Origin of the sequence: Streptomyces sp. V3I7 (genome assembly GCF_030817495.1) — a bacterium.
Classification (GTDB): Bacteria; Actinomycetota; Actinomycetes; order Streptomycetales; family Streptomycetaceae; genus Streptomyces.
Genome location: NZ_JAUSZK010000001.1, coordinates 3,759,952 through 3,781,114, shown reverse-complemented (window position 1 = coordinate 3,781,114; position 21,163 = coordinate 3,759,952). Strand labels below are relative to the sequence as shown.

At 69.7% G+C, this 21,163-nt stretch carries 19 protein-coding genes and 1 pseudogene; 11 read left to right on the top strand and 9 right to left on the bottom strand.

Annotation, left to right across the window (positions count from 1 at the left end; translation table 11 throughout):
- Nucleotides 1–199 precede the first annotated feature (199 nt).
- Both radA and disA read left to right on the top strand, forming a co-directional pair.
- A complete protein-coding gene (gene radA, locus QFZ74_RS17725; protein WP_307621797.1) occupies nt 200–1,609 on the top strand; it encodes a DNA repair protein RadA in 1,410 nt (469 codons plus the stop codon).
- 137 nt (nt 1,610–1,746) lie between these two features.
- The gene (gene disA, locus QFZ74_RS17720; protein ID WP_307621796.1) at nt 1,747–2,871 is read left to right on the top strand and encodes a DNA integrity scanning diadenylate cyclase DisA; all 1,125 of its coding nucleotides are present in this window, start codon (nt 1,747–1,749) and stop codon (nt 2,869–2,871) included.
- A 265-nt stretch (nt 2,872–3,136) separates the two neighbouring features.
- On the opposite strand, the gene QFZ74_RS17715 is transcribed toward disA, so the two are convergent.
- Entirely contained in the window at nt 3,137–3,952 is an 816-nt protein-coding gene (locus QFZ74_RS17715) for a hypothetical protein (protein WP_307621795.1), read from the bottom strand.
- A 206-nt stretch (nt 3,953–4,158) separates the two neighbouring features.
- Here QFZ74_RS17715 and QFZ74_RS17710 point away from each other — a divergent pair, with 206 nt between their 5' ends.
- The 5 genes from QFZ74_RS17710 (at nt 4,159) to cseC (ending at nt 8,520) form a co-directional block, all read left to right on the top strand.
- Nucleotides 4,159–5,034 carry an A/G-specific adenine glycosylase gene (locus QFZ74_RS17710; RefSeq protein ID WP_307621794.1) on the top strand — a complete coding sequence of 292 codons (876 nt, stop codon included), beginning with the start codon at nt 4,159–4,161 and terminating at the stop codon, nt 5,032–5,034.
- 200 nt (nt 5,035–5,234) lie between these two features.
- Nucleotides 5,235–5,774: a SigE family RNA polymerase sigma factor gene (locus QFZ74_RS17705; protein WP_307621793.1), complete on the top strand. Its 540-nt coding sequence runs from the start codon at nt 5,235–5,237 to the stop codon at nt 5,772–5,774.
- The gene (locus tag QFZ74_RS17700; protein ID WP_307621792.1) at nt 5,762–6,415 is read left to right on the top strand and encodes a hypothetical protein; all 654 of its coding nucleotides are present in this window, start codon (nt 5,762–5,764) and stop codon (nt 6,413–6,415) included. The genes QFZ74_RS17705 and QFZ74_RS17700 overlap by 13 nt, the downstream gene beginning before the upstream one ends.
- A 61-nt stretch (nt 6,416–6,476) precedes the next feature.
- Entirely contained in the window at nt 6,477–7,181 is a 705-nt protein-coding gene (gene cseB / locus QFZ74_RS17695; protein WP_307621791.1) for a two-component system response regulator CseB, read from the top strand.
- Nucleotides 7,182–7,188: 7 nt separating this feature from the next.
- Nucleotides 7,189–8,520, top strand: coding sequence for a two-component system sensor histidine kinase CseC (gene cseC, locus QFZ74_RS17690; protein ID WP_307621790.1), 1,332 nt, complete (start codon nt 7,189–7,191; stop codon nt 8,518–8,520).
- Nucleotides 8,521–8,527: 7 nt separating this feature from the next.
- Here the strand turns inward: cseC and QFZ74_RS17685 are convergent, their stop codons facing one another.
- The 3 genes from QFZ74_RS17685 to QFZ74_RS17675 all read right to left on the bottom strand — a co-directional run bounded on the left by QFZ74_RS17685 (nt 8,528) and on the right by QFZ74_RS17675 (nt 11,218).
- Nucleotides 8,528–8,974 carry a VOC family protein gene (locus tag QFZ74_RS17685; protein WP_307621789.1) on the bottom strand — a complete coding sequence of 149 codons (447 nt, stop codon included), beginning with the start codon at nt 8,972–8,974 and terminating at the stop codon, nt 8,528–8,530.
- 86 nt (nt 8,975–9,060) lie between these two features.
- Nucleotides 9,061–9,483 (bottom strand): helix-turn-helix transcriptional regulator, encoded by a 423-nt coding sequence (locus tag QFZ74_RS17680; protein WP_373462403.1) that lies wholly within the window; start codon nt 9,481–9,483, stop codon nt 9,061–9,063.
- A gap of 121 nt (nt 9,484–9,604) precedes the next feature.
- A complete protein-coding gene (locus QFZ74_RS17675) occupies nt 9,605–11,218 on the bottom strand; it encodes an MDR family MFS transporter (RefSeq protein WP_307621788.1) in 1,614 nt (537 codons plus the stop codon).
- 123 nt (nt 11,219–11,341) lie between these two features.
- Here QFZ74_RS17675 and QFZ74_RS17670 point away from each other — a divergent pair, with 123 nt between their 5' ends.
- Nucleotides 11,342–11,962 (top strand): TetR/AcrR family transcriptional regulator, encoded by a 621-nt coding sequence (locus tag QFZ74_RS17670; protein ID WP_307621787.1) that lies wholly within the window; start codon nt 11,342–11,344, stop codon nt 11,960–11,962.
- Between the two features lie 219 nt (nt 11,963–12,181).
- Here QFZ74_RS17670 and QFZ74_RS17665 read toward each other — a convergent pair whose 3' ends face one another.
- Both QFZ74_RS17665 and QFZ74_RS17660 read right to left on the bottom strand, forming a co-directional pair.
- Nucleotides 12,182–12,772, bottom strand: a complete 591-nt coding sequence (locus QFZ74_RS17665; protein ID WP_307621786.1) for a M23 family metallopeptidase — start codon at nt 12,770–12,772, stop codon at nt 12,182–12,184.
- A gap of 422 nt (nt 12,773–13,194) precedes the next feature.
- Nucleotides 13,195–13,857, bottom strand: coding sequence for a deoxynucleoside kinase (locus QFZ74_RS17660; protein WP_307621785.1), 663 nt, complete (start codon nt 13,855–13,857; stop codon nt 13,195–13,197).
- Nucleotides 13,858–14,559: 702 nt separating this feature from the next.
- Between QFZ74_RS17660 and QFZ74_RS30445 the strand changes: the two are divergent.
- Together QFZ74_RS30445 and QFZ74_RS17655 are read left to right on the top strand one after the other, a co-directional pair.
- Nucleotides 14,560–14,901, top strand: a pseudogene (locus QFZ74_RS30445) (DUF1016 N-terminal domain-containing protein); the annotation flags it as partial.
- A 461-nt stretch (nt 14,902–15,362) separates the two neighbouring features.
- On the top strand, nt 15,363–16,013 hold the full coding sequence (locus tag QFZ74_RS17655) for an HAD family acid phosphatase (protein WP_307621784.1): 651 nt from the start codon (nt 15,363–15,365) through the stop codon (nt 16,011–16,013).
- Nucleotides 16,014–16,454: 441 nt separating this feature from the next.
- On the opposite strand, the gene QFZ74_RS17650 is transcribed toward QFZ74_RS17655, so the two are convergent.
- Entirely contained in the window at nt 16,455–18,980 is a 2,526-nt protein-coding gene (locus QFZ74_RS17650; protein ID WP_307621783.1) for an ATP-dependent Clp protease ATP-binding subunit, read from the bottom strand.
- Between the two features lie 462 nt (nt 18,981–19,442).
- On the opposite strand from QFZ74_RS17650, the gene QFZ74_RS17645 reads away from it, so the two are divergent.
- Nucleotides 19,443–20,078 carry an SCO3374 family protein gene (locus tag QFZ74_RS17645; RefSeq protein ID WP_307621782.1) on the top strand — a complete coding sequence of 212 codons (636 nt, stop codon included), beginning with the start codon at nt 19,443–19,445 and terminating at the stop codon, nt 20,076–20,078.
- Here the strand turns inward: QFZ74_RS17645 and QFZ74_RS17640 are convergent.
- Together QFZ74_RS17640 and QFZ74_RS17635 are read right to left on the bottom strand one after the other, a co-directional pair.
- Nucleotides 20,057–20,392: an Lsr2 family protein gene (locus tag QFZ74_RS17640; protein WP_307621781.1), complete on the bottom strand. Its 336-nt coding sequence runs from the start codon at nt 20,390–20,392 to the stop codon at nt 20,057–20,059. The genes QFZ74_RS17645 and QFZ74_RS17640 overlap by 22 nt on opposite strands.
- 231 nt (nt 20,393–20,623) lie before the next feature.
- Complete coding sequence (locus tag QFZ74_RS17635) at nt 20,624–21,157, bottom strand: amino-acid N-acetyltransferase (RefSeq protein ID WP_307621780.1); 534 nt, start codon at nt 21,155–21,157, stop codon at nt 20,624–20,626.
- Nucleotides 21,158–21,163: the final 6 nt, after the last annotated feature.

The window sequence follows — 21,163 nt, the reverse complement described above, 5'->3', positions numbered from 1 at the left end:
CCCTCATAAGGGGACAAGAACCCGCCGTCCAGTGGCTCGTACCTGACGGCCGGTGGCATCGCCGCAGCCCGTACGCGCCCCACGGCCGCGGTGCGCCCGTGTGCGCCCGCACCGCCGGGCGCCGCGCCGCCACCGCACCGGAACCGCGCCGGCACCGCCCGCGCCCGGGCTGTCAGTGCCTGCGGCTACGGTTTCCGCTATGGCTGCCCGTACCAAGACCACCAAGGACCGCCCGTCCTACCGCTGCACCGAGTGCGGCTGGCAGACGGCCAAGTGGCTCGGCCGCTGCCCCGAGTGCCAGGCCTGGGGGACGGTCGAGGAGTACGGCGCGCCCGCGGTGCGGACGACGACGCCGGGGCGCGTCACCACCTCCGCGCTGCCCATCGGCCAGGTCGACGGCCGCCAGGCCACCGCCCGCTCCACCGGCGTGCCCGAGCTGGACCGGGTACTCGGCGGCGGCCTCGTGCCCGGCGCGGTCGTGTTGCTCGCGGGCGAGCCCGGCGTCGGCAAGTCCACGCTCCTGCTCGACGTGGCCGCCAAGGCCGCGAGCGACGAGCACCGCACCCTGTACGTGACCGGCGAGGAGTCCGCGAGCCAGGTCCGGCTGCGCGCGGACCGCATCGACGCCCTGAGCGAGGATCTCTACCTCGCCGCCGAGACCGATCTGTCCGCCGTGCTCGGTCACCTGGACGCGGTCAAGCCGTCCCTGCTGATCCTCGACTCCGTGCAGACGGTCGCCTCCCCGGAGATCGACGGCGCCCCCGGCGGCATGGCCCAGGTGCGCGAGGTGGCGGGCGCGCTCATCCGCGCCTCCAAGGACCGCGGGATGTCCACCCTCCTCGTGGGCCATGTCACCAAGGACGGCGCGATCGCCGGTCCGCGGCTGCTGGAGCACCTCGTGGACGTCGTGCTCCACTTCGAGGGCGATCGGCACGCCCGGCTCCGCCTGGTCCGCGGCGTCAAGAACCGGTACGGCGCCACCGACGAGGTCGGCTGCTTCGAACTGCACGACGAGGGCATCACCGGTCTCACCGACCCCAGCGGCCTGTTCCTGACCCGGCGCGCCGAGCCGGTCCCCGGTACCTGTCTGACCGTGACCCTGGAGGGCCGCCGCCCGCTGGTCGCCGAGGTGCAGGCGCTGACCGTCGACTCGCAGATCCCCTCCCCGCGCCGGACGACCTCGGGCCTGGAGACGTCCCGGGTGTCGATGATGCTCGCGGTGCTGGAGCAGCGCGGCCGGATCAGCGCGCTCGGCAAGCGGGACATCTACTCGGCGACGGTGGGCGGCGTGAAGCTGTCGGAGCCGGCCGCCGACCTGGCCATCGCCCTCGCCCTCGCCTCGGCCGCCAGCGACACCCCGCTGCCCAAGAACCTGGTCGCCATCGGTGAGGTCGGTCTCGCGGGCGAGGTCAGACGGGTCACGGGCGTCCAGCGCCGGCTCGCGGAGGCGCACCGGCTCGGCTTCACGCACGCGCTCGTCCCCGCCGACCCCGGAAAGACCCCTCCCGGCATGAAGGTGCTGGAGGTCGCCGACATAGGGGACGCGCTGCGGGTCCTGCCGCGCTCGCGTCGCCGAGAGGCCCCTCGGGACGCGGAGGACCGCCGGTAGACTTTGCCCAGGTCTCGCCCGTCCGTACGAACAGAGTGCGGGGACGGCGGCGCGTCAGAACCTGCGGCGAGTGGGCCGTGGGGGACACCGGCTGGGGCGCCCGGAGGCGAACGAGCAATCAAAACCGGAGGAGTGCAGTGGCAGCCAACGACCGGGCGGCAGCTCCCGGAAAGTCCGGTGGGAGTGCCGGTTCCGATGGCCTGATGCGCGCCTCCCTGAGTGCCGTGGCACCCGGTACGGCCCTGCGTGACGGCCTGGAGCGCGTGCTGCGCGGCAACACCGGCGGCCTGATCGTGCTCGGCTCCGACAAGACGGTCGAGGCGATGTGCACCGGCGGTTTCGTCCTGGACGTGGAGTTCACGGCCACCCGGCTGCGCGAGCTGTGCAAGCTGGACGGCGGCATCGTGATCTCCTCCGACCTGTCGAAGATCCTGCGGGCCGGCGTCCAGCTGGTCCCGGACCCGACGATCCCCACGGAGGAGACGGGCACCCGGCACCGCACGGCGGACCGCGTCTCCAAGCAGGTCGGTTTCCCCGTGGTCTCCGTCTCCCAGTCGATGCGCCTGATCGCCCTGTACGTCGACGGACAGCGCCGCGTCCTGGAGGACTCGGCGGCGATCCTGTCCCGTGCCAACCAGGCCCTGGCCACCCTCGAGCGCTACAAGCTCCGCCTGGACGAGGTCGCGGGCACGCTGTCGGCGCTGGAGATCGAGGACCTGGTGACGGTCCGCGACGTCTCCGCGGTGGCGCAGCGCCTGGAGATGGTGCGCCGTATCGCCACCGAGATCGCCGAGTACGTGGTCGAGCTGGGCACCGACGGACGGCTTCTGGCCCTTCAGCTGGACGAGTTGATCGCCGGGGTGGAACCCGAGCGCGAGCTGGTCGTGCGGGACTACGTCCCCGAGCCGACGGCGAAGCGTTCCCGCACGGTCGAGGAGGCGCTCTCCGAGCTGGACGCGCTGACCCACGCCGAGCTTCTCGAACTCGCCACGGTGGCGCGGGCCCTGGGCTACACCGGTTCGCCCGAGGCGCTCGACTCCGCGGTCTCCCCGCGCGGCTTCCGCCTGCTGGCCAAGGTGCCGCGGCTGCCGGGCGCGATCATCGACCGGCTGGTGGAGCACTTCGGCGGCCTCCAGAAGCTCCTCGCCGCGAGCGTGGACGACCTCCAGACGGTGGACGGCGTCGGCGAGGCCCGCGCCCGCAGCGTCCGCGAGGGCCTGTCACGCCTGGCGGAGTCGTCAATCCTGGAGCGGTACGTCTAGGAGACCGTGCGCGGGGAACTGCGCGCCCAGCCACAACGAACCCGCAGACGACACACGCGCCCCCCAGCGGTACCTCTAAGGAACCGCCGGACAGCCCACCCAGGGGCGCGGGGAACTGCCCCAGCCACGACGAACCCGCAGACGACGCACCCGCCCCCCAGCGGTACGTCTAAGGAACCGCCGGACAGCCCACCCCCAGGGGCGCGGGGAACTGCGCGCCCAGCCACAACGAACCCGCAGACGACGCACCCGCCCTCCAGCGGAGCTAGTCCGCCGCGAGCACGAACGACGTCTGCGCCTTCGCGAACCCGGCGGCCTGCGCCTCCACCAGATACGTCCCCGCCACCGCCGACCCCGCCGGAGGCGTAGCGCACTCAGGGGCGCTCGGCTTGCGGTCCCACTTCACGGTGTAGGTGACGCTGCTGCCCGCCGGCAGCCGGTACGCCTGGTGGCCGGCGCCCTTGGGGCAGTCGGCCGAGGACCAGTAGTCGTCGCTGCCGTCGGCCTGCGTGATCGTCAACACCGCACCCTTGGGCCCGAGGTCGATCTTGCAGTCGCCGGAGGCCGAGCTCTTCGCGGTGAGTTCGAAGGTGGGCGTCTCATCGGGCGAGTAGGAGTTGTGCGTGCTGCGCAGGCTCAACGTGACCGTGCCCGAAGTGCAGTTGGGCAGACCGGAGGATGCCGGGACCGTGGCGCCCGTACCGACACCGCCGCCGGAACCCTCGCCGGAGCCGTCACCCGAGCCGCCACCGGACCCGGAGGAACCGTCTCCGCCCGCCGAGTCCGAGCCGCCGTCACCGCCCGAGCCGGCACCGCCGCCCGAGCCGGCACCGCTCGACTCGTCACGGCCGCCGGGGTGTTGGCTGATCGCGGGCCCGGAGTCGCCCGGCCCCGGAGTGATCGTGGATGCGGGATTCTTGCCGTTGGATCCGTCGGCGCCGTTCTTTCCGCCACCGCCGCCCGAGGTGACGATCCACGTGGTCAGCAGCGCCAGCACGGCGACCACTGACAGCATGATGGCCCTCCGTCGCCAGTAGATGGAGGAGGGGAGCGGCCCGACCGGATTGCGCAAAGATCCCACGGCCCAAACTGTACGAGAGATCGGCGCGCTTGCTGGCGTCCCCCGCCGCCCTCCCCACAACTTTTCCGGATCATCATCCCGGCAACTCGCCTCAGGGGGCGCGCCCTTCACCCCGCCGCACTCCCCGCCGCACTCCCCGGCGCAGGTCCGGCCCCCGCGTCGCCGCGAACATGGCACGCCCCACCCGTGGCAGGATCGGAAGGGACATGACTGAGATCCTCCACGCCCCCGTGATCGCCTGGTTCGACGCCCACGCCCGCGACCTCCCCTGGCGCCGCCCGGAGGCAGGTCCGTGGGGCGTGATGGTCAGCGAGTTCATGCTCCAGCAGACCCCCGTCAACCGGGTCCTGCCCGTCTACGAACAGTGGGTGGCCCGCTGGCCGCGCCCCGCGGACCTCGCCGAGGAGCCCCCTGGTGAGGCCGTCCGCGCCTGGGGCCGGCTCGGCTACCCGCGCCGCGCCCTGCGCCTGCACGGCGCCGCGGTCGCCATAACGGAACGGCACGGCGGCGACGTACCGACGGACCACGCCCAGCTGCTGGCCCTGCCCGGCATCGGCGAGTACACGGCCGCCGCGGTGGCCTCCTTCGCCTACGGCCAGCGCCACCCAGTGCTCGACACCAACGTCCGCCGCGTCTTCGCGCGCGCGGTCACGGGGGTGCAGTACCCGCCGAACGCCACCACGGCGGCCGAGCGCAAGCTCGCCCGCTCCCTGCTGCCCGCCGACGAGGGCACCGCCGCCCGCTGGGCCGCCGCCTCCATGGAACTGGGCGCGCTGGTGTGCACGGCGAAGAACGAGACGTGCGAGCGCTGCCCGATCGCCGCGCAGTGCGCCTGGCGGCTCGCGGGCAAGCCGGAGCACGAGGGCGCCCCGCGTCGCGGCCAGACGTACGCCGGCACCGACCGGCAGGTCCGCGGCAAGCTCCTCGCCGTCCTGCGCGAGGCGCACGTCCCGGTGCCGCAGACGGCGCTCGACCGGGTGTGGCACGAGCCGGTGCAGCGCGCCCGGGCGCTGGACGGGCTCGTCTCGGACGGCCTGGTGGAACCGATGGCGGGCGGCCTCTACCGGCTCCCGCTGAGCTGACGTACCACCTCAAACCCCCGCAGAGCAGTCCGTTCAGGCTCCGCCCTTTACCCAGAACCTACTTCCGTTACACAACCGACGGACAGCCGATTGCTGTCCGCAGGCTTACCCGCACAGCCCCGTGACAACGCCTCCGTAGCGTCGTTCCCGCGCCCGGCACGAACCCCCGGGCCGAGAAGACGCAATCGGAGGCGGTCGTCATGGCGCAGGGCCAGATGCTGGAGTTCGAGGAGTACGTCCGCACCCGGCAGGACGCACTGCTGCGCAGCGCCCGCCGGCTGGTCCCGAACCCGGTGGACGCCCAGGACCTGCTCCAGACGGCGCTGGTGCGGACGTACGGCCGCTGGGAGGGGATCGCGGACAAGCGGCTCGCGGACGCCTATCTGCGCCGGGTCATGATCAACACGCGGACCGAGTGGTGGCGGGCGCGCAAGCTGGACGAGGTCCCCACCGAGCAGGTGCCGGACGCCCCCGTGGACGACGCCACCGAGCAGCACGCCGACCGGGCGCTGCTCATGGACATCATGAAGGTGCTGGCTCCCAAGCAGCGCAGTGTCGTGGTGCTGCGACACTGGGAGCAGATGTCCACGGAGGAGACGGCCGCCGCCCTCGGCATGTCGGCCGGAACGGTCAAGAGCACGCTGCACCGGGCGCTCGCCCGGCTCCGTGAGGAGCTGGAGGCGCGCGCACGGGACGCACGCGCACGGGAGCATGAGGAGCGGGAGCGTTGCGCGGCCTGACCGGCGCCGGGTCCGGGACCCGAGCGAGCCAGCGGGCGGCGATCACGGCGACGGCCGGGTTCGCCGCCCTCGCCTGTGTCCTCAGCGCCTGCGGCGCCGGTGGCACCGGTGCCCGCGACGAGGGCCCGGCGCACGCCGAGTCCGTGGCGGGCACCGCGGCCTCCCCCGCGCCCAGCCCGTCCGACGACAGCTTCCGGCGGGTGAACGCCGTCAGGCTGCTCACCCGCGACCCGAAGGTCTCCCCCGCGGTCAAGCGGGTCCTCAAGCCCTGCGCCGGCCACGAGTACCCCATCGACGTGACCTACGGCCACCTGACCGGCGCATCGGCCGTCGACGTCGTCGTCAACGTGCTGACCTGCTCCGACGCGGTCGGGGTCGGCTCGTACGTGTACCGCGAGAAGAACGGCTCGTACGAGAACGTCTTCAAGGCCGAGGAGTCCCCCGTCTACGCCGAGATCGACCGCGGCGACCTGACGGTGACCAAGCAGGTCTACGAGAAGGGCGACCCGGTCTCCAGTCCGTCCGGCGAGAACGTGATCACGTACTCCTGGTCGTCGGGCCGCTTCGCCGAGGAGTCCTCCCACCACACGGACTACGGCAACGCGGCCGGCGGCAGCGCCGCGCCCTCACCGGCCGGCTGACGCGCGGACGACGGCACGCGGACCCCATACGAGACCGACCATGAGGACTGAGAGCACCGGGATGGCAGACCAGACCCACGTCCTGTTCGTCGAGGACGACGACGTCATCCGCGAGGCCACCCAGCTCGCCCTGGAGCGGGACGGCTTCGCGGTCACCGCGATGCCCGACGGGCTGTCGGGCCTGGCGGCGTTCCGGGCGGACCGCCCCGACATCGCGCTCCTCGACGTCATGGTCCCGGGGCTGGACGGGGTGAGCCTGTGCCGGCGCATCCGCGACGAGTCGACGGTTCCGGTGATCATGCTGTCGGCGCGCGCCGACTCCATCGACGTGGTCCTCGGCCTGGAGGCGGGCGCGGACGACTACGTGACCAAGCCCTTCGACGGAGCCGTGCTGGTCGCCCGGATCCGCGCGGTGCTGCGCCGCTTCGGGCACGCCGCGGCGGCCGCCCAGGCGGCGGAGTCCGACCCACGGGCGAACGGCGCGGTGCTGACCTTCGGCGAGGTGGAGGTCGACACCGAGGGCATGGAGGTGCGCCGGGCCGGGCAGCCGGTGGCGCTCACCCCGACCGAGATGCGGCTGCTGCTGGAGTTCTCCACCGCCCCGGGCACGGTTCTTTCTCGCGACCGGCTCCTTGAACGCGTGTGGGACTACGGCTGGGGCGGGGACACCCGCGTCGTCGACGTCCATGTGCAGCGGCTGCGGACGAAGATCGGCCAGGACCGCATCGAGACGGTCCGCGGCTTCGGCTACAAGTTGAAGGCCTGAGGGGGGCATGGCGATCCGAGTGCTCCGTTCGGGACTCAGGACCGGACTCCGCTGGAAGCTCAGCGCGGCCATCGCGCTGGTGGGCGCGCTGGTGGCCGTCGCGCTGAGCCTGGTCGTGCACAACGCGGCCCGCGTCTCGATGCTGGACAACGCACGCGACCTGGCCGACGAGCGGGTGCAGATCGCCCAGCGCAACTACGAGCTGTCCGGGCGCCCCAACTTCCCGAGCATCAAGATCGACGACCCCCGGCTGCCGCCCGCGCTGCAGGCGCGGGTCGGGGCGGGCCGGCGGGCGACGTACATCACCGACAGCGGCGGGAACGTGCCGGACATCTGGGCGGCGGTCCCGGTCAAGGACGGCCATGTGCTGTCCCTGCACACCCATCTCACCGACCGCAGCACCGACGTGATGAAGGACCTCGACCAGGCCCTGGTCATCGGCTCCATCACGGTCGTCGTCGGCGGCAGCGCGCTCGGCGTGCTCATCGGCGGCCAGCTGTCGCGCCGGCTGCGCAAGGCGGCGGCCGCGGCGAACCGGGTCGCCAAGGGCGAGACGGACGTACGGGTGCGGGACGCCATCGACGGTGTCGTACGGGACGAGACCGACGACCTCGCGCACGCCGTGGACGCCATGGCGGACGCGCTCCAGCAGCGGCTGGAGGCCGAGCGCCGGGTCACCGCGGACATCGCGCACGAGCTGCGCACCCCGGTGACCGGCCTGCTGACCGCCGCCGAACTGCTGCCCCCGGGCCGCCCCACGGAGCTGGTCCTGGACCGGGCCAAGGCCATGCGCACCCTCGTCGAGGATGTGCTGGAGGTGGCCCGGCTCGACGGCGCCTCGGAGCGGGCCGAGCTCCAGGACATCATGCTGGGCGAGTTCGTCGCCCGGCGCGTGACGGCCAAGGACCCGGACGCCGTCGTGCGCGTGGTGCACGAGTCCGAGGTCACCACGGACCCGCGGCGGCTGGAACGGGTGCTGTTCAACCTGCTCGCCAACGCCGCCCGGCACGGCAGGCCGCCCATCGAGGTGACCGTCGAGGGCCGGGTCATCCGGGTCCGCGACCACGGCCCCGGCTTCCCCGAGGACCTGCTCGCCCAGGGACCGAGCCGCTTCCGCACCGGCAGCCGCGACCGCGCCGGTCAGGGGCACGGACTCGGACTGACCATCGCGGCCGGGCAGGCCCGCGTCCTGGGCGCGCGGCTGACCTTCCGCAACGTCCGGCCCGCCGGCGCGCCCGAGGACGTCCCGGCGGAGGGCGCGGTGGCCGTCCTGTGGCTGCCGGAGCACGCCCCGACGGACACGGGCAGCTTCCCGGTGCTGCCGCAGGGCAGCCAGTAAGCCGGCCTCAGCAGCCCCAGTCCTTGTCCATGTCGAGGGCGCCCTCGCGGGGCTGGGTGAAGGAGAACCAGTTCCCGGAGTCGTCGCGGAACAGCGCCTCCGTGCCGTACGGACGCTCCTGCGGCTCCTGGAGGAACTCCACACCGCGGTCCTTGAGCCGCTTGTAGTCGCCGTGGATGTCGTCGGTGGTCAGCACCCCGGCGCCGAGCACCCCCTTGGCCACCAGCTTCTTGACCATCTCGGCCGACTCGGGGTCCATGGCGGGCGGGCCCGGCACCATCAGCGTGAACTCGACATCGGGCTGGCTCTCGGCGCCCACGGTCAGCCAGCGCATGCCGCCGTCACCCATCGTCATGTCCGTACGGACCTCCAGGCCCAGCTTCTCGGTGTAGAACTCCTTGGCCCGGTCCTGGTCCAGCACCCAGATGGTCGCGATCTTGAGACCCTTGATCATTACGTGCTCCTGTCCGCCGCGTTCTGTTCCTGCCCTGTCACCGTAGGCAACCGCGTCAGCGCTGCGCTTCTCCGGAATTGCGCTGTTCACCCATCGCGCTGTTCACCGCCGCCGCGCCCGCTCCGGAAGCCGCCCGCCCAGAGCATGGCGTAGCACCCCGGTATCAGGGCGGCCCCGCGGCCCACGTGCCGGGTGCGGTACTCGCTCGGGGTCAGCCCGGTCCACGCCTTGAACCGGGTCGAGAAGGTGCCCAGGCTGCTGAAGCCGACCAGATGGCAGATCTCGGTCACCGACAGGTCGGCGGTCCGCAGCAGGTCCTCCGCCCGCTCTATCCGGCGGTGGGTGAGGTACTGGCCGGGCGTCTCTCCGTACGCCTGCTTGAAGGCCCGTACGAAGTGGAAGCGCGAGTATCCGGCGTGCGCGGCGACCGCGGCCAGGTCGAGCTCCGGATCGGCCCAGTCGCGGTCCATGGCGTCCTTGGCCAGCCGCAACTGGCTCATTTTGTCCATGCCCCGATGCTTGCACCCGGCACTGACAACACCCCTGGCCCCTGGGGAGGACAGCACGAAGGCCCCCGGGGCGGACACCCGCCGGGGGCCTTCGTGGGCCGGACCTCGTGCTCGGGCCGGGTCAGACGGCCTCTGCCACCGCCGCCTGGGGCGCTTCGGGCGCGTCGTCGGCGGCCGCGTCGTCGCCCTGCGGCTTCTGCGGTCCGGCGCCCCGGAGCGGGACCTCCTTGACGAACAGGGCCGCGAGGAGCACCGCCACCGCGCTCACCGCGCCGAGCAGGAACGCCGAGTGCGTACCGGCGGACACCGCGTGCTGGTACGCCTCACGCACCGGCGTCGGCAGCTTGGCGAGGCTGGCCGCGTCCAGCGAGGCGGAGCGCTCGGTCACCTTGGAGCCCAGCGCGCCGGCCCGCTCGGACATGACGTCCTGGACCCGGTTGTTGAACAGCGCGCCCATGATCGCGACACCGAAGGAGCCGCCGAGCGTACGGAACAGGGTGGCCGAGGAGGACGCGACGCCCATGTCCTTCATCTCGACGCTGTTCTGCGCGACCAGCATGGTGACCTGCATCAGGCAGCCCATGCCGAGACCGACGACGGCCATGTACACACCGGAGGTGAACCGGGTGGTGTCCGTGTCCATCAGCGACATCAGGTACAGGCCGACGATCATCAGCGCGCCGCCGAGGATCGGGAAGACCTTGTAGCGGCCGCTGTTGGTGGTGACCCGGCCCGCGACCATCGACGTGACCAGCATGGCGCCGAGCATCGGCAGGAGCAGCAGCCCCGAGTTGGTGGCGGAGGCGCCCTGCACGGACTGCTGGTACAGCGGCAGGAACAGCGTGGCACCGAACATCACGAAGCCGGTGATGAAGCCGATGACCGAGGTCAGCGTGAAGTTGCGGCTGCGGAAGATGTGCAGCGGCAGAACCGGCTCGGCGGCCTTGGTCTGCCAGAACACGAAGCCGATCAGAGCGACGACGCCGATGGCGATGAGCTCCATGATCCGCGCGGACGACCAGGCGTACTCCGTGCCGCCCCACGTCGTGACGAGCACGATCGCGGTGATGCCGAGGGTCAGCAGGACGGAGCCCAGGTAGTCGATCCGGGCCTTGTTCCGCTTCTTCGGCAGGTGCAGCACGACGCTGATGGCGGCCAGCGCGATCGCGCCCAGCGGCAGGTTGATGTAGAAGGACCAGCGCCAGCCCCAGTTGTCGGTGATGGTGCCGCCGACCAGCGGGCCGCCGATCATCGCGAGCGCCATGACGCCGGCCATCATGCCCTGGTACTTGCCGCGCTCGCGGGGCGGGATCAGGTCACCGATGATCGCCATGACGCCGACCATCAGACCACCGGCGCCGAGGCCCTGGATCGCGCGGAAGCCGATCAGCTCACCCATGTTCTGGGCCATGCCGCCCAGCGCGGAGCCGATCAGGAAGATCACGATCGACGTCATGAAGGCGCCCTTGCGCCCGTACATGTCGCCGAGCTTGCCCCAGATCGGGGTGGAGGCCGCGGTGGCGAGCGTGTAGCCGGTGACCACCCAGGACAGGTGTTCCAGGCCGCCGAGGTCGCCGACGATCGTCGGCATCGCCGTGCCCACGATCATGTTGTCGAGCATCGCGAGCATCATCGCGATCATGAGCGCGAGCAGGACGACCCGTACGCTCCTGGGCTGTTTTTCCTGCTCATCGGTTTTCTGCTGACCCTGTGGGGCCGTCTGCGTGTCCGCCATGGTTCCGTTCTCCCCCTGCTGCGGCCCTTACCTGCCGCCCGGCTAGTTCACTACACTGTGAAAGTAGCCTCGCAACTAGCCGGGCGTCAAGTAAGTTTCCGCGGGAGCGCGAGGAGTACGAGGATGGGCGTCACCATGGACGGCACCAAGCACCAGCGCCGCGGGGACACCCGCCAGCGCATCCAGGATGTGGCGCTCGAACTCTTCGCCGAGCAGGGCTACGAGAAGACCTCGCTGCGCGAGATCGCCGAGCACCTCGGAGTCACCAAGGCGGCGCTCTACTACCACTTCAAGACCAAGGAAGAGATCATCGTCAGCCTCTTCGAGGACCTGACGAGGCCGGTCGAGGAGCTGATCGAGTGGGGCAAGGCGCAGCCGAGGACGCTGGAGACGAAGCAGGAGATCGTCCGGCGTTACAGCCGGTCACTGACCGCCGCGGCGCCGCTGTTCCGCTTCATGCAGGAGAACCAGGCGACGGTACGGGAACTGCGCATCGGCGACACCTTCAAGGACCGCATGCACCGCCTGCGCGACATCGTCATGGACCCCGACGCCGAACTGATCGACCAGGTCCGCTGCCTCAGCGCCCTGTTCACGCTGCACGCCGGCATGTTCGTCATGCAGGACCTGGAAGGCGACCCGGAGAAGAAGCGCGCGGCCGTACTGGAGGTCGCCGTGGACCTGGTGACCCAGGCGCACGAGAGCGCGCACCGGCCCTCGGCCGCCCCGGAGGACGGATCCTGACCGGACGCCAGATGTGACCGCAGGCGGGGCCGTCGCGCGTCCAGGAGTCGGACGAGCCGGAGCCGGAGCGGGGCCAGCCGGGCCACATCATCGGCTTCGGGTGAGTGCGGGCGGAGGACTGAGCCCAACGACCGACAGCCCGCGGCCGGGCGTCTCATCAGACGCCCGGCCGCGGGCTGTTGCGCGTTCCCCGAATGCCGTGTCACACGGCCGTCACGCTCAGACGGTCACGCCCATGGAGCGGAGGAAGTTGACCGGGTTGATCGCCGAGCCGTAGTTCGGGGTCTTACGGACCTCGAAGTGCAGGTGCGGACCCGTGGTGTTGCCGGTGTTGCCGGACAGGGCTATGTGCTGGCCGGTGGTGACGACCTGGCCGACCTTCACGTCGATGCGCGACAGGTGGGCGTACTGCGTGTACAGGCCGTTGGCGTGCTTGATGACGATGGCGTTGCCGTACGCCGGACCGTCACCGCCACCCCAGGGGCCGGCCTTGACGACGGTGCCGCCGTGCACGGCGACGACCTCGGTGCCGACCGGGACGGCGAAGTCCTGGCCGCTGTGCTTGTGCATCCAGTGGCTGCCGCCCTGGTCGAAGCTGGCGGTCAGCGTGTACTTCTTCACTGGGTCGATCCAGGCGTTGGCCGACTTGGCGGCGGCGACGGCCTTGGTCGCGGCGGCCGGAGCGGCGGCCGGAGCGGGAGCGGCGGAGGCGATCCCGGCACCGAGCGCGGCCGAGATGCCGACGCCCGCGGCCACGACGGCGGCACGGTTACGGATCAGAGAAGAACGGGACATGGCGCGCTTGAACATCAAAACCTCATGCTTTCGGGGACAAGTGGGCCCCGCGGCGCACGACGTCCGCCGGTGGGGCCCTACCTTGGTAACCCGAGGCCCCAGATGCACTCAATCCCCCCCATCTACGACATGGGTTAGTACGCGCCGGGGTGGACTCCACCCCCTTGACAAGCCCCCGAAAGGCGGATCAGCGCCCCGACCAGGCAGAATTCGCGTCAACCCGGCCCCCGAAATGCCCGTTTTGATGTCAATTCGACCATTGCGTGCCACTATCGGGGCTAGTAACAGCGGCGTCGCCTGTGCCGCATGTCACCACGCATCGAGATCCAACAGCCTTGGAATGTGACCGCCGTTACGCCGACAGAGCGCCACAATCAGGACAGATCGCCCGCCTGAGCCATCGAAATCATGGCCGTCGGCGCCCCGCGCGGTCACCTTCAGGGCCGGCACCCGACCGCCTCCAGGGCGTCCTTGACCTCCTGCGTCACGCGGGCCGCGTCCTCGGGGTTGTTCACCACGTCGGTGCGGTTCATGTCGATGACGAGGACCTCGCTGGCCGAGTAGTGCTTGTGCACCCAGTCGTCATAGCCGGACCACAGCGTCCGGTAGTACTCGACGAGGACCTCGTCCTGCTCGAAATCGCGGCCCCGCAGCCCGATGCGGTGCAGCACCGTCTCGAAGTCCGCCTTGAGATAGACCATGAGGTCGGGCGCCTTGCGGTACGGCAGGCCGTCGATCTCGCGCATCATCTCGTCGAGCAGCCCCTCGTACACCTGCATCTCGAGGGAGCTGATCCGGCCCAGGTCGTGATTGACCTTGGCGAAGTACCAGTCCTCGTAGATGGAACGGTCGAGGACGTTGTGGCCCTGCTTGTACGCCTCCTTGATCGCGGCGAACCGCGTCTGCAGGAAGTAGAGCTGGAGCAGGAAGGGGTAGCGCTTCGCCTGGATCTCCTCGGGGCTCGCCGTGTAGAAGAGCGGGAGGATCGGATTGTCTTCCACGCTCTCGTAGAAGACTTCGCTGCCCAGTTCCTTGGCGAGCAGTTCGGCCACACTCGTCTTGCCGATCCCGATCATGCCTCCGACGCAGATCACCGACATACCTCGCTTCCCCCTGGGGGTCTTCTGTTCGTGGGCGGGTGGGATGGGCGCCCCACACCGCTGAGACACACGTCGGCGGTCACGCGATTCACCGGGATCTTCCTGACCGGCGTCATGTGGTCCCGTCCGGACCAAGGCCCCTGACACAGGCCGCTCTCCTCGACGGGCCGGCCTGACCGTTCCTCAGTCGCCGCGTACAGCGACGAGCCGTAGCCCTGCGGCCGCCTTGAAGCTTAAATGACGATTCACCGGACGCTGGCCAGAGCGCCGAAACTCGTCTCACCTTGCTCTCCGGCACCACCACCGTCGACTCCCCGGCACCCTCACCGCGGCCCGCCCTGAGGCGGCGCGGGCACCCTGCCGGACCCGCCCCACCGCCGCACGTACGCCACCGCATGCCCTCGTCGACCTCGTCATCGGCAGCCGCAGGCTCTGACTACGGTGACACGCGCCCGCGATCGAGCCTGAACCAAACACCCTTGCCTCGATCGACCCGGGTCACCCCGAACCCGTCGACGAGCGGGACCATGAGCAGCAGGCCGCGCCCATGCTCGGCTTCCCCGTCGACCCCACCCCCACCGGCCCCATCCACCTCGGCGAGAGCGACACCCCCGACACGATCCTCACCACCACCCCCCACCGCCCTGGCCGCCCTCATACGGACCCTCGCCCCAAGCTCACACGTTCGGATGACCTGACAGCATTCCGGCGCCCGTAAAGATCGTCCTGCGCAACGCTCGCCCCATACGCAAGAACACCGAGACGTCTGACGCCGTCGTCCCCGCTCAGCTGGGTGCCCTTCCCTCCTGGTACGGCGATCTGCTCGGCGAGATCAAGGGGACGGTCGCAGGCGCGCGCCTGCGCGCTCAGCAGGCCGTGAACACCGAACTCGTCACGATGTACTGGCAGATCGGGAAGCTCATCCTGGACCGGCAGGAGCAGGAGGGCTGGGGCACGAAGGTCGTGGCACGACTCGCGGCGGACCTCAAGACGACCTTCCCGAACCAGCGCGGCTTCTCCCGCCGCAACCTGATGTACATGCAGAAGATGGCCCGCACGCCCCGAGCTGGACTTCTACGCCACCGAAGCCGTTCACAAGGGCTGGTCCCGCGCCCTGCTGGACCGCTTCATCCACCAGAGCCTCCATCTCAACCAGGGCTCCGCCGCGACCAACTTCGAGCTGACCGTCCCCGATGGCTCGGCGGTCCTCAAGGAGCTGGCCCGGGACCCGTACCGCCTGGCCGTGACGAACTACTCGACACTCTCCCCCGCCGACCGCGAACTCCTGCCCACGGAAGAGGACTTGTCCCGCGTGGTCCAGAACGCCATCGACGCCGTGGGGCACTGACAAGTCCCACAGGACCTTGTGACGCACATCTCTGTACGCCTACCACCCGGTAACCCTACGGTTCCCCTCGCGCCACCCTCACCAAAGAGCATGTCCCTGACACAGGCCCGTCCGGACGCGTACGAACGCGCCCGGACGTGAGAGGAACCCCCCACCGATGACCAGACAACACCTCTGGGCGCGCCGCATATCCGTCACCGCCGTCTCCGTGGCCGCCCTGGCCGCACTGGCCACCCCGGCCGACGCCGCGACGACGGCCACGGCCACGGCCACCGGCGCCACGACGGCCGCGACCACAAGCAGCACAGCCGCCGAAGTCGACTACACCACTTGGCAGATGGACTGCCAGACGGTGATGGCCCAGGCACTGCCAGGCCTGAAGGACCGCATCGCCGCCACCGAGCCGGGTGAGAAGCAGGCGATCGTCTTCGACATCGACAACACCACGCTGGAGACCGACTTCGGCTTCAGCTACCCGCAGCCGGCCAACAAGCCGGTTCTGGACGTCGCCAAGTACGCCCAGGAGCACGGCGTCTCGCTCTTCTTCGTCACCGCCCGCCCGGGCATCATCTACGCGCCCACCAAGTACAACCTCGAGTACGACGGTTACGACGTCACAGAGCTCCGCGTCCGCGGGCTGTTCGACCTCTTCAAGAACGTCGCCGACTACAAGACGGCCCAGCGCGCGGACATCGAGAGCGACGGCTACACGATCATCGCGAACATCGGCAACAGCGCCACCGACCTGTCCGGAGGCCATGCTGAGAAAACGGTCAAACTCCCTGACTACGACGGCCAGTTGTCGTAATCCACGGCTGGGTTTCTCCGGTTAGGCTCCATCCGTACTTCTGCCGTTGCTGGGCACGACCACGGGGGTGGCGGATGGAGCCGACCGTACTGGGCAGCAAACTGGCGTCCAGCTTGATCGGGCCGTTGGTGAAGAAGCTGTTCGTCGCGGACGGCCCCGGCGCCGGGCTGGTCGACAAACACTGGCATCAAGGCGCTGCGGGTCGTCTCGATGCACGGTGCCGAGGACCTCTCCGCCTTGGTCCCCCGGCTGCCCGGAGTCCGCTCAGTGGCCTTGTACAACCAGCACGGGCTCCCCTTCCCGGCCTCTCATTTCGCGGGACTTTTCCCGAACGCGGAAGTCAGCCAGGACCAGCGCTGAAAAGCCAAAAACGCCAAAAAGGAGCCGGTGCCCGAAAGCACCGGCCCCTTTCCTCACGACCTCACGTAACCCCCGGAGGGATCACGCCTCCTTGCTCAGGTTCGGCCCAGCCCCACCAGCCGCCTGCTCGATCGGCGGAGCATCCGGCAGCGCCGACTTCTCCTCACCGCGGAAGGTGAAGGTCTTGTCCGCACCGTCGCCCTCGGTGTCCACGACCACGATGTGACCGGGGCGCAGCTCGCCGAAGAGGATCTTCTCCGACAGCGTGTCCTCGATCTCGCGCTGGATCGTGCGACGCAGCGGACGTGCGCCCAGCACCGGGTCGTAGCCCTTCTTGGACAGCAGCTCCTTGGCGGACTGGGAGAGCTCGATGCCCATGTCCCGGTCCTTCAGGCGCTCGTCCACCTTGCTGATCATCAGGTCGACGATCCGCAGGATGTCCGCCGGCGTCAGCTGCGGGAAGACGACCACGTCGTCGACGCGGTTGAGGAACTCGGGGCGGAAGTGCTGCTTGAGCTCGTCCGACACCTTGTTCTTCATGCGCTCGTAGTTGGACTTCGTGTCACCCGAGGCCGCGAAGCCCAGGTTGAAGCCCTTCGAGATGTCCCGCGTGCCGAGGTTGGTCGTCATGATGATGACCGTGTTCTTGAAGTCCACGACCCGGCCCTGGGAGTCGGTCAGGCGACCGTCCTCCAGGATCTGCAGCAGCGAGTTGAAGATGTCCGGGTGGGCCTTCTCGACCTCGTCGAAGAGGACGACGGAGAACGGCTTGCGGCGGACCTTCTCGGTCAGCTGGCCGCCCTCTTCGTAACCCACGTATCCGGGCGGGGAACCGAAGAGACGCGACACCGTGTGCTTCTCGCTGAACTCCGACATGTCGAGGGAGATCAGCGCGTCCTCGTCGCCGAAGAGGAACTCGGCGAGCGCCTTGGAGAGCTCGGTCTTACCGACACCGGACGGACCGGCGAAGATGAACGAGCCACCGGGGCGCTTCGGGTCCTTCAGACCGGCACGCGTACGGCGGATCGCCTTCGACAGCGCCTTGACGGCGTCGACCTGGCCGATGACCCGCTTGTGCAGCTCCTCCTCCATGCGGAGCAGGCGGCTGGACTCCTCCTCGGTCAGCTTGAAGACCGGGATGCCCGTGGCGGTCGCGAGGACCTCGGCGATCAGCTCGCCGTCGACCTCGGCGACGACGTCCATGTCGCCGGCCTTCCACTCCTTCTCCCGCTTGGCCTTGGCGGCCAGGAGCTGCTTCTCCTTGTCGCGGAGGGAGGCGGCCTTCTCGAAGTCCTGCGAGTCGATCGCGGACTCCTTGTCGCGGCGGACGCCGGCGATCTTCTCGTCGAACTCGCGCAGGTCCGGCGGCGCGGTCATCCGGCGGATGCGCATCCGGGAACCGGCCTCGTCGATCAGGTCGATCGCCTTGTCCGGCAGGAAGCGGTCCGAGATGTACCGGTCGGCCAGCGTGGCGGCCTGGACCAGCGCCTCGTCGGTGATCGAGACGCGGTGGTGCGCCTCGTACCGGTCGCGCAGACCCTTGAGGATCTCGATCGTGTGCGGCAGGGACGGCTCGGCGACCTGGATGGGCTGGAAGCGGCGCTCGAGGGCCGCGTCCTTCTCCAGGTGCTTGCGGTACTCGTCCAGCGTGGTCGCACCGATGGTCTGGAGCTCACCGCGGGCCAGCATCGGCTTCAGGATGGAAGCGGCGTCGATGGCGCCCTCGGCGGCACCCGCACCGACCAGCGTGTGCAGCTCGTCGATGAACAGGATGATGTCGCCGCGGGTGCGGATCTCCTTGAGCACCTTCTTCAGGCGCTCCTCGAAGTCACCGCGGTAGCGGGAGCCGGCGACCAGGGCGCCGAGGTCCAGCGTGTAGAGGTGCTTGTCCTTGAGCGTCTCGGGCACCTCGCCCTTGACGATGGCCTGGGCGAGGCCCTCGACGACGGCGGTCTTGCCGACGCCGGGCTCACCGATCAGGACCGGGTTGTTCTTGGTACGGCGGGACAGCACCTGCATGACCCGCTCGATCTCCTTCTCGCGCCCGATGACCGGGTCGAGCTTGGACTCACGAGCGGCCTGGGTGAGGTTCCGGCCGAACTGGTCGAGGACCAGGGACGTGGAGGGCGTGCCCTCGGCAGGACCACCGGCGGCGGCGGTCTCCTTGCCCTGGTAGCCCGACAGCAGCTGGATGACCTGCTGGCGGACACGGTTGAGATCGGCACCCAGCTTGACCAGGACCTGGGCGGCGACGCCCTCGCCCTCACGGATCAGGCCGAGCAGGATGTGCTCCGTGCCGATGTAGTTGTGGCCCAGCTGAAGGGCCTCGCGGAGCGACAGCTCCAGGACCTTCTTGGCACGGGGGGTGAAGGGGATGTGCCCGGACGGGGCCTGCTGGCCCTGGCCGATGATCTCCTCCACCTGCTGGCGGACCGCCTCGAGCGAAATCCCGAGGCTCTCAAGGGCCTTGGCGGCGACACCCTCACCCTCATGGATCAGGCCCAGGAGGATGTGCTCGGTGCCGATGTAGTTGTGGTTGAGCATCCGGGCTTCTTCCTGAGCCAGGACGACAACCCGCCGCGCGCGGTCGGTGAACCTCTCGAACATCGTTAATCGCTCCTCAGAGCGGTCAGGCGGTGGGGGGACGATCCCCTCACTGTCCTTCCGCAGCTTAGTCCCGCAAGCGGGGACCGCTCATTCCAACTGCCGACACCGTCCGGATCACCTCCGCTCTCGCGAAGACAGAGTTCCTGCCTCCATTGACCCCGAACGCCGACATCTGCTCCAACCCGATGGTGCGAGACGATGTTCCCGCAGGCCAGGCAGTTACCCCTCTCTTCAGTACGCCGATGGCGAACGTGAGACGGGCCACCCTGCGTGTCGCCCCCTCCCACTAGGGATGTCTTACCCGCACGCACTGACAGTCCATACCGCGCGCGCCGGTTCCCTCCGCTACGGGCGAACAACCTTGCGCCGCTCCATACCCCCGCACGCCCCGTCGGCGAACACGCTGAGCGACTACCGGAACACTCATCGTAACTTCCGGGCTTCTTCGACGGTTGCTCTTGCATGGTCAGTACGGTGCCCATGGTTCCCCTTCCCCGTCGTCCGTCGTCGGGCCCCGCCGGCCCGGGGGGTCCGGGCGGTCAGGACGGTGCGGCCGGCCCGGTCGGTACGGTCGGCCGGATCCGGCACTGGTACGAGAACGAACTGGGGTGGGCGACCGTGCCCGGTGAGCCGGTGCGACTCGTCACAGGCGTGCGCTTCGACGTCCTGGAGGTCCCGGCCGAGGCGGGCGCGGTGGCGCTCAGGCACCTCGCGGCGGCCTCACCGGTGGCGCTGCGGGGCGACCGGATGCTGCTCCTGGTGGCCGCGGGAAGCGCGGAGGAGCTGCCCGGGCTGCTGGACTGGCTCGAGTGGGGGCCGCTGGCGCTCGATCTGGCGGCGCACGGTGCGGACGGGTGCGTGGAGGCACCATGGCCCGGGCCCTCGCGTCCCGCACAGGGGGCCGCCGTATGGCTGCGGCCCCCCGAGCCGGGGTACGAGGTCGAGGCCTCGCTGCCGACACTGTCGGCCATGGGGGGCGTGGGAGGCGCCCCCGATCTCGTACGACTCGTGGACACGGTGGTCACCCAGTGCCACCGGATCCGGCTGCGGCGCGCGTGCGCCGGAGGGCCGAGGTATCAGCCGTTGGCCTTCTCGTAGGCCTCACGGATGCTGGCGGGGACACGGCCGCGGTCGTTGACCTCGTAACCGTTCTCCTTCGCCCAGGCGCGGATCTGCGCGGTGTCCTGGCTGCTACCGGAAGCCGCACGCGCCTTTCCACGTCCACCGGAAGCGCGGCCTCCCGTACGACGGCCACCCTTCACATACGGCTCGAGAAGTCCCCGCAGCTTGTCCGCATTGGTGGTCGTGAGATCGATCTCGTACGTCTTGCCGTCCAGCGCGAACGTAACGGTCTCGTCGGCCTCGCCGCCGTCGAGGTCGTCGACAAGAAGGACCTGAACCTTCTGTGCCACGGCTTTTCCTTTCATCGATAACGTGAGGGCCCGGGGTCTGCGGCTCTCGCCGTTTCACCGCCCCCTGTTATATGCAGTACTGCAGTACGCCGGAAAGCAAACCGCTTTTGCCGGAAAAACACAAACCCCTGGGAGAGACCCGGGGAGCATCCCCGTCCGGAAAGATGCGCGTTTCGGACATAGGGAACCTGGGCAGCGTCGGACCGCGGGAATAGCGGGCGAACCCGGCGATCACAGATGCAGAAGCATCCGGCTGTTGCCCAAGGTGTTCGGTTTCACTCGTTCGAGACCGAGGAACTCCGCGACGCCCTCGTCATAGGAACGCAAGAGCTCGGCGTAGACATCGGTGTCCACCGGCGTCTCGCCGATCTCCACGAAGCCGTGCTTCGTGAAGAAGTCCACTTCGAAGGTGAGACAGAAAACGCGCCGCACACCGAGCCAGCGGGCGGTGTGCAGCAACTTCTCCAGCAGGCGGTGACCGACACCGGAGCCCTTCAGGCCCGGCTTCACCGCGAGCGTGCGCACTTCCGCGAGGTCTTCCCACATGACGTGCAGTGCCCCGCAGCCGACGACCTCGGCGTTGTCGTCGCGTTCCGCGACCCAGAACTCCTGGATGTCCTCGTAAAGGGTCACGGTCGCTTTGTCGAGCAGGATGTGCTCGCGCGCGTAGGAGTCAAGGAGGTCGCGCACGGCCGGGACATCGCTGGTCCGGGCCCGCCGGACGGTGACGGCTTTTGCGGTGACTTCGCGGCGCTCTGCTGACATGAGCGG